This window comes from Aeromonas sp. 84A, from assembly GCF_051919345.1.
Classification (GTDB): Bacteria; Pseudomonadota; Gammaproteobacteria; order Enterobacterales; family Aeromonadaceae; genus Aeromonas; species Aeromonas veronii.
Genome location: NZ_JBQBEW010000003.1, coordinates 1 through 3,661, shown reverse-complemented (window position 1 = coordinate 3,661; position 3,661 = coordinate 1). Strand labels below are relative to the sequence as shown.

Annotated in this window: 6 protein-coding genes and 1 pseudogene; 3 read left to right on the top strand and 4 right to left on the bottom strand. The window is 43.5% G+C overall.

The window, feature by feature from the left end; genetic code table 11:
• Positions 1-284: 284 nt before the first annotated feature.
• Positions 285-479 carry a YlcI/YnfO family protein gene (locus ACTG20_RS21610; protein WP_001421937.1) on the top strand — a complete coding sequence of 65 codons (195 nt, stop codon included), beginning with the start codon at positions 285-287 and terminating at the stop codon, positions 477-479.
• 164 nt (positions 480-643) lie between these two features.
• On the opposite strand, the gene ybcW is transcribed toward ACTG20_RS21610, so the two are convergent.
• Positions 644-850, bottom strand: coding sequence for a protein YbcW (gene ybcW, locus ACTG20_RS21605; protein WP_001031427.1), 207 nt, complete (start codon positions 848-850; stop codon positions 644-646).
• A 243-nt stretch (positions 851-1,093) separates the two neighbouring features.
• Here ybcW and ACTG20_RS21600 point away from each other — a divergent pair, with 243 nt between their 5' ends.
• Together ACTG20_RS21600 and bor are read left to right on the top strand one after the other, a co-directional pair.
• On the top strand, positions 1,094-1,546 hold the full coding sequence (locus tag ACTG20_RS21600; protein WP_223248938.1) for a DUF1398 domain-containing protein: 453 nt from the start codon (positions 1,094-1,096) through the stop codon (positions 1,544-1,546).
• Positions 1,547-1,835: 289 nt separating this feature from the next.
• Positions 1,836-2,129 carry a serum resistance lipoprotein Bor gene (bor, locus tag ACTG20_RS21595; protein ID WP_000738492.1) on the top strand — a complete coding sequence of 98 codons (294 nt, stop codon included), beginning with the start codon at positions 1,836-1,838 and terminating at the stop codon, positions 2,127-2,129.
• Between the two features lie 31 nt (positions 2,130-2,160).
• On the opposite strand, the gene rzpD is transcribed toward bor, so the two are convergent.
• From rzpD to ACTG20_RS21580, 3 genes and pseudogenes are all read right to left on the bottom strand, one after another.
• On the bottom strand, positions 2,161-2,622 hold the full coding sequence (gene rzpD / locus ACTG20_RS21590; RefSeq protein ID WP_000092275.1) for a prophage endopeptidase RzpD: 462 nt from the start codon (positions 2,620-2,622) through the stop codon (positions 2,161-2,163).
• Positions 2,619-3,095: a glycoside hydrolase family 24 protein gene (locus ACTG20_RS21585; RefSeq protein WP_000229403.1), complete on the bottom strand. Its 477-nt coding sequence runs from the start codon at positions 3,093-3,095 to the stop codon at positions 2,619-2,621. The genes rzpD and ACTG20_RS21585 overlap by 4 nt, the downstream gene beginning before the upstream one ends.
• Positions 3,079-3,396: pseudogene (locus ACTG20_RS21580) on the bottom strand (phage holin, lambda family). The gene ACTG20_RS21585 and the pseudogene ACTG20_RS21580 overlap by 17 nt, the downstream one beginning before the upstream one ends.
• Positions 3,397-3,661 lie beyond the last annotated feature (265 nt).

Below are 3,661 nucleotides of genomic sequence, written 5' to 3'. Positions count from 1 at the left end.
TACGTATTGCTAAGGTTAACGTCAACTGACAGTGGTTCGTACTCAGCACCTGCTTACGGTTCACTACTCACGACGATGTTTTTTTTGGTACCTTTTTTTTCACCGGAAAGGACCCGTAAAGTGATAATGATTATCATCTACATATCACAACGTGCGTGGAGGCCATCAAACCACGTCAAATAATCAATTATGACGCAGGTATCGTATTAATTGATCTGCATCAACTTAACGTAAAAACAACTTCAGACAATACAAATCAGCGACACTGAATACGGGGCAACCTCATGTCAACGAAGAACAGAACCCGCAGAACAACAACCCGCAACATCCGCTTTCCTAACCAAATGATTGAACAAATTAACATCGCTCTTGAGCAAAAAGGGTCCGGGAATTTCTCAGCCTGGGTCATTGAAGCCTGCCGTCGGAGACTAACGTCAGAAAAGAGAGCATATACATCAATTAAAAGTGATGAAGAATGAACATCCCGCGTTCTTCCCTCCGAACAGGACGATATTGTAAATTCACTTAATTACGAGGGCATTGCAGTAATTGAGTTGCAGTTTTACCACTTTCCTGACAGTGACAGACTGCGTGTTGGCTCTGTCACAGACTAAATAGTTTGAATGATTAGCAGTTATGGTGATCAGTCAACCACCAGGGAATAATCCTTCATATTATTATCGTGCTTCACCAACGCTGCCTCAATTGCTCTGAATGCTTCCAGAGACACCTTATGTTCTATACATGCAATTACAACATCAGGGTAACTCATAGAAATGGTGCTATTAAGCATATTTTTTACACGAATCAGATCCACGGAGGGATCATCAGCAGATTGTTCTTTATTCATTTTGTCGCTCCATGCGCTTGCTCTTCATCTAGCGGTTAAAATATTACTTCAAATCTTTCTGTATGAAGATTTGAGCACGTTGGCCTTACATACATCTGTCGGTTGTATTTCCCTCCAGAATGCCAGCAGGACCGCACTTTGTTACGCAACCAATACTATTAAGTGAAAACATTCCTAATATTTGACATAAATCATCAACAAAACACAAGGAGGTCAGACCAGATTGAAACGATAAAAACGATAATGCAAACTACGCGCCCTCGTATCACATGGAAGGTTTTACCAATGGCTCAGGTTGCCATTTTTAAAGAAATATTCGATCAAGTGCGAAAAGATTTAGACTGTGAATTGTTTTATTCTGAACTAAAACGTCACAACGTCTCACATTATATTTACTATCTAGCCACAGATAATATTCACATCGTGTTAGAAAACGATAACACCGTGTTAATAAAAGGACTTAAAAAGGTTGTAAATGTTAAATTCTCAAGAAACACGCATCTTATAGAAACGTCCTATGATAGGTTGAAATCAAGAGAAATCACATTTCAGCAATACAGGGAAAATCTTGCTAAAGCAGGAGTTTTCCGATGGGTTACAAATATCCATGAACATAAAAGATATTACTATACCTTTGATAATTCATTACTATTTACTGAGAGCATTCAGAACACTACACAAATCTTTCCACGCTAAATCATAACGTCCGGTTTCTTCCGTGTCAGCACCGGGGCGTTGGCATAATGCAATACGTGTACGCGCTAAACCCTGTGTGCATCGTTTTAATTATTCCCGGACACTCCCGCAGAGAAGTTCCCCGTCAGGGCTGTGGACATAGTTAATCCGGGAATACAATGACGATTCATCGCACCTGACATACATTAATAAATATTAACAATATGAAATTTCAACTCATTGTTTAGGGTTTGTTTAATTTTCTACACATACGATTCTGCGAACTTCAAAAAGCATCGGGAATAACACCATGAAAAAAATGCTACTCGCTACTGCGCTGGCCCTGCTTATTACAGGATGTGCTCAACAGACGTTTACTGTTCAAAACAAACCGGCAGCAGTAGCACCAAAGGAAACCATCACCCATCATTTCTTCGTTTCTGGAATTGGGCAGAAGAAAACTGTCGATGCAGCCAAAATTTGTGGCGGCGCAGAAAATGTTGTTAAAACAGAAACCCAGCAAACATTCGTAAATGGATTGCTCGGTTTTATTACTTTAGGCATTTATACTCCGCTGGAAGCGCGTGTGTATTGCTCACAATAATTGCATGAGTTGCCCATCGATATGGGCAACTCTATCTGCACTGCTCATTAATATACTTCTGGGTTCCTTCCAGTTGTTTTTGCATAGTGATCAGCCTCTCTCTGAGGGTGAAATAATCCCGTTCAGCGGTGTCTGCCAGTCGGGGGGAGGCTGCATTATCCACGCCGGAGGCGGTGGTGGCTTCACGCACTGACTGACAGACTGCTTTGATGTGCAACCGACGACGACCAGCGGCAACATCATCACGCAGAGCATCATTTTCAGCTTTAGCATCAGCTAACTCCTTCGTGTATTTTGCATCGAGCGCAGCAACATCACGCTGACGCATCTGCATGTCAGTAATTGCCGCGTTCGCCAGCTTCAGTTCTCTGGCATTTTTGTCGCGCTGGGCTTTGTAGGTAATGGCGTTATCACGGTAATGATTAACAGCCCATGACAGGCAGACGATGATGCAGATAACCAGAGCGGAGATAATCGCGGTGACTCTGCTCATACATCAATCTCTCTGACCGTTCCGCCCGCTTCTTTGAATTTTGCAATCAGGCTGTCAGCCTTATGCTCGAACTGACCATAACCAGCGCCCGGCAGTGAAGCCCAGATATTGCTGCAACGGTCGATTGCCTGACGGATATCACCACGATCAATCATAGGTAAAGCGCCACGCTCCTTAATCTGCTGCAATGCCACAGCGTCCTGACTTTTCGGAGAGAAGTCTTTCAGGCCAAGCTGCTTGCGGTAGGCATCCCACCAACGGGAAAGAAGCTGGTAGCGTCCGGCGCCTGTTGATTTGAGTTTTGGGTTTAGCGTGACAAGTTTGCGAGGGTGATCGGAGTAATCAGTAAATAGCTCTCCGCCTACAATGACGTCATAACCATGATTTCTGGTTTTCTGACGTCCGTTATCAGTTCCCTCCGACCACGCCAGCATATCGAGGAACGCCTTACGTTGATTATTGATTTCTACCATCTTCTACTCCGGCTTTTTTAGCAGCGAAGCGTTTGATAAGCGAACCAATCGAGTCAGTACCGATGTAGCCGATAAACACGCTCGTTATATAAGCGAGATTGCTACTTAGTCCGGCGAAGTCGAGAAGGTCACGAATGAACTAGGCGATAATGGCGCACATCGTTGCGTCGATTACTGTTTTTGTAAACGCACCGCCATTATATCTGCCGCGAAGGTACGCCATTGCAAACGCAAGGATTGCCCCGATGCCTTGTTCCTTTGCCGCGAGAATGGCGGCCAACAGGTCATGTTTTTCTGGCATCTTCATGTCTTACCCCCAATAAGGGGATTTGCTCTATTTAATTAGGAATAAGGTCGATTACTGATAGAACAAATCCAGGCTACTGTGTTTAGTAATCAGATTTGTTCGTGACCGATATGCACGGGCAAAACGGCAGGAGGTTGTTAGCGCAAAAAAAAAATTCCAAAAAAAAAATTCCAAAAAAAAAAAGCGACTAACAAACACAATCTGATGGCAGGTGCTGAGTACGAACCACTGTCAGTTGACGTTAACCTTAGCAATACGT